Annotated in this window: 5 protein-coding genes; 4 read left to right on the top strand and 1 reads right to left on the bottom strand. The window is 24.3% G+C overall.

Annotation, left to right across the window (positions count from 1 at the left end; genetic code table 11):
- Positions 1–103: 103 nt before the first annotated feature.
- From Q0K19_RS14950 to Q0K19_RS14935, 4 genes are all read left to right on the top strand, one after another.
- Positions 104–610 carry a hypothetical protein gene (locus tag Q0K19_RS14950; protein ID WP_297249364.1) on the top strand — a complete coding sequence of 169 codons (507 nt, stop codon included), beginning with the start codon at positions 104–106 and terminating at the stop codon, positions 608–610.
- A gap of 61 nt (positions 611–671) precedes the next feature.
- Positions 672–2816, top strand: a complete 2145-nt coding sequence (locus tag Q0K19_RS14945) for a hypothetical protein (RefSeq protein WP_297249362.1) — start codon at positions 672–674, stop codon at positions 2814–2816.
- Positions 2817–2892: 76 nt separating this feature from the next.
- Positions 2893–3102 carry a hypothetical protein gene (locus Q0K19_RS14940; RefSeq protein WP_297249360.1) on the top strand — a complete coding sequence of 70 codons (210 nt, stop codon included), beginning with the start codon at positions 2893–2895 and terminating at the stop codon, positions 3100–3102.
- A gap of 62 nt (positions 3103–3164) precedes the next feature.
- Complete coding sequence (locus Q0K19_RS14935) at positions 3165–3332, top strand: hypothetical protein (protein WP_297249357.1); 168 nt, start codon at positions 3165–3167, stop codon at positions 3330–3332.
- A 166-nt stretch (positions 3333–3498) separates the two neighbouring features.
- On the opposite strand, the gene Q0K19_RS14930 is transcribed toward Q0K19_RS14935, so the two are convergent.
- Positions 3499–3861 carry a hypothetical protein gene (locus Q0K19_RS14930; RefSeq protein WP_297249354.1) on the bottom strand — a complete coding sequence of 121 codons (363 nt, stop codon included), beginning with the start codon at positions 3859–3861 and terminating at the stop codon, positions 3499–3501.
- Positions 3862–4200: the final 339 nt, after the last annotated feature.

The following is a 4200-nucleotide window of genomic DNA, read 5'->3' as shown; positions in this document are numbered from 1 at the left end:
TTTATTATCGATTTACTTATAGGCTTTTTTGAGCATAGCAATAATAAAAGCTGTTCTTTATTTTACTAAATAAAAAAGATTAAAAAATATAATAGGAGTATATATGATACCAATAATAACAGGATTTTTATCCAAAATAAACAAGAAAATCATTATAGCAGTCATAATGGTTTTAATAGTTTCTATTTTTATAGTATTAATAGCTGCTAAAGACAGTGAAATACATAAAAAAGAAAAAGAGATTGCACAGTATCAGGAAGATATTAAGGGCTTAGAACTTCAGGCTCAAACGCTTCAAAATGAGATACTGTTTATTAAAGAAAATGAAAAGCTTCAAAACAGCTTTAGTAATTCTAGTGTTATGATAAAAAATATAGATAAAGAATTACTGACAAGGAAAGAGCATGAAACATTTAATAATATATCTAATAATTTTTATAAGTACTTTAATAATATTAACTTCATGTCAGGCTCAGGTAAAATATGTAAAAATACCTCTATCCACACCTCCAGACATATTTATTATAAAACCTGTTACAAACAGACAAGATTTAATGAAAAGATATCAAGAAAGTATTATAAAAATTGGAGAGTGGCAGCTCTGGTATAATGTGCAAGTTTCTAGTAATTACTATTTGTATAAATAAAATCTTAAAAGCAGGAGCTTTATTATGTCTTTAGAAAAACCTGAAAACTATAAAGAAGTGCCAGCCCTGCAGGATGGTGAAATTGTATTTGCTGAGGATCATAATCAGACAATAGCAAATATAGAAAAGTTAAAAGGCGGAAAACCTAATGAAGCTCCTGTATCCAATATTAAAGAATTAAAAGATATATTAGATAAAATAATAACAAATAATTCTCTTAATGCATCTAGTATATACTTTGATAATCAAAATGCTCAGCTTAAATATATAAAATATAACTTTCCGAAGTTTAAATTAGATATAGGAGAAGAATATCATATAATATTTTTTAATGAAAAAAGAGAGCAACCACATTCTGCAGTTATAGAAAAACAATATGATGGAACATATAGATTTAAATCTATATCTACATTATCTAATTATCATTGTAACACTGGATTTGGAGGGCTTGTTGGATATATTAATGGATTTCATACTATAGCATCAATGCACGCTGTACTTTCTCAATTTTTTACTGTAGATAATATGACAACTTCTAAACTGCATAAAGAAGAGTTTTTAATATCTGAAAGTGAGAAAAAAGATGGAGAAGAAACTATAATATCTCGGATTGGAGAAAAAGATTATGAATTATATATTACAATTTATAATAAAATATTAATGTTTATTGTAATCCCTAATGAATATCCTATAGTTAATGAAAATAATAAAACAATGAAGGAAGGGAATTATAATATTTATTTTAATATAAAGAATAGGGTATTAAATAAGTTAGACAGAAATATATTTTTTAGCAATAATTTTCAAGAACCTTTCTTTAGATTAGAATTAATAAGATATGGAAATAAAGTAAAATTTGTTGGGGCATATAGATACATCAATAATGCTTCATCATTAATATGCTACAGCCCAATATTAGAAAAGTATTTTAATATCATTGATAATGAAAACAACTTAGTAAATACAAGCGGTATTACTTCCACTTCAGGAAAAGCGAAAAAGTTTGGATTTATTAGATATAATAATGAATATTTAAAGATAGCAAATCAGGACGGTTCAAATATAGTGGAAAATGAAATAATAACTTTCAATTTGACTCCTGATAAAAATGCAGAAGTAGAAGTAAAAGAAAAAGTAATAGAAACTGTGCAAGATGCTATAGAAGCGTTAAGCGATTCATATAACGGAGATTTTGATTCAGAATTTACAGAGCCTACTGAACCAGAAATACCAACAGAACCAGAAGAAAAACCTATTTATGATTTTCCAAAGTTTAAAGTAGAAATACCTGAAACCATAGATTTTATAGCAGGTGAAAAACAAACAATAACTATAAAAAAAATAGATGATAATTATTTTATTATTTTTAAATCAGTTCTTCATTTTCAATCAGAGATGCTTTTATATCTATATCAAAAAGATACTAATTTATATGAACTTTATAGTATCATTAATCAATTTTTTAAAACGGTATCTGATACTGAAGAAACTTATTATGATTCATTAGAAGGTGAAATAGTTTGGGAATCCATAACTAATCTAAAAGAATTGCAAGAAAATCCTCCAATTGATAAAGAAGGTAATATTAATTTTGATTTAATAGAAACGAAACCATTACAAATTAAATCTAGATTTAGAATAACTAATGGTATCAATTCTATGAATACTTTAGTTATAAAAAATGAGACTTTAGAAGAGATTGCTCCAGATACTATATGCCTATTAACTCTTAATATAAAAAATAGAGTATTAAAAAATCAGGATACTAATATATTTGCAAGTTCTTATGGTTTTATGAATATTCAAAAGAAAATCAATTTTTATCACCTTAGATTAGAACAAGAAAATAATACAGTAAAATTAAAAGGGCAATATATTAGAAAAGAGGGAGATGTAGGTTATCTAATAGCTTTCTACAGTCCCATTATAGAAAATTACTTTAATTTATCAAATATATCTTATTTTGATTTTAAAAATACAGATGGTATAACTTCAAGTTCAGGAAAGCCATTAAAATTTGCTTTTGTAAAAACAGATTCAGATAAATTAGAAGCTCCTTCTTATCTTCTATTTATAAGATATCAAGATGATACAGATATAGAGTTAGGAGAAACAATAACTTTTAATCTTACACCTGATAAAAACTATACCCTTGATGTTATGAATTGATTTTTTATAGTTAATAGCTATAAAAAATCAATTATTGCATAAAATTAATAATAAACTAAAAGGAGACATAAAAAATATGTTTAAGTTAATATTAATATTTTTAATAGGTGCTATGGTGTTTTTCACTTTCATTGAAATAGTAAAATACTATAACAAGTTTATGAATGAGAAAGAAGGAACATTCAAAGAGAGATTAAAAGCTCTCATTAAAGAAAAAACATCAATATATTATTTCATTAAATTAACTTATGGCTGCGTTATGTTTTTTATAGCTGTAATTTCATAGGACTTATTATGAAGGCATTAAAAGATTTAATATCTTGTTCCAAGACTGGCCATCTTTCTAGTATGCGTTTAATAAGTTTATTAGGTTCAGCTATTATGCTTGTTTGTATAGCTTTCTTAGTTTTTTCTAAAGATGTTAGGCTTGGAGAAGCTCTTCCATTTTTAATGGGTGGTTTGCTTGGACTTGCTGGATTTAAAAGTTATCAGTCAAAGTTCGAAGGTGATAAATAATTAATAATCCCTAATATTTTTTATTATATATATAAATCAAAAGCCATAATAAAAATCTTTATATTGAAATAGCATTTCTTTTTAGTAAGATAAAGTTTTTTATTTATTTTGTACTGAATGGATGCTTGTCAAAAGGCTGGAACTATAAAGGTTTCAGCCTCCTTTTTTATTTTATATTGTAAATATATAATTTATGTATATATCCTATATATTCTCCAATTCTCATTTTATATTTTTTAGCATAATTCCTAATATCCTCAAAATTATTTTTTTCTACTAAAACTCCCCAAGTAATTTTTTCTGTATTTTCTTCCATTTTTAATTTAGATATATTTTTTATATTTTTGCATGTATTATGTATCTCCTCTATATATTCTCCTAATGACATCTTATAATTATGAGCATATTCTTTCATTTCATCAATAATATTTTTATAATAATAAAATCCTAATGACACTTTTTTACTTTTATTATGTGGTAATATTAATTCCATTATATCTTTAGTTTTATTTTTCTTTATTTCTTCCATTTTTTATTCCTTATTTATTTTTTTGTCTATACTTTATAAAAAATAAATAAGTTAATATAAAATAAATAAAAAAGGTGTAACCGTATGTTACACCAAAGACAATAGAATATATAGAAAAAATACAAAGTTACCGTTTATAAGTTTATAATAAAAAATATTATTTTCAATAACTAAATAACTATTATAATGTTTAAGAGCCATAGATATTGCACACTTTTAGTTTAAAAAAAAGATGGTATTCCTTATAATTTATAATTGCTATAAATAAACCAAAAGGAATACCTATGAAACAGTATAATACACAACAGAAAAAAAAGATAGTAGAAATTATTAGTAAAA

Origin of the sequence: uncultured Brachyspira sp., from assembly GCF_944393015.1 — a bacterium.
Taxonomy (GTDB): Bacteria; Spirochaetota; Brachyspiria; order Brachyspirales; family Brachyspiraceae; genus Brachyspira.
Note: the sequence above shows the minus strand (reverse complement) of the source record. Positions and strands in the feature narration are given on the sequence as shown.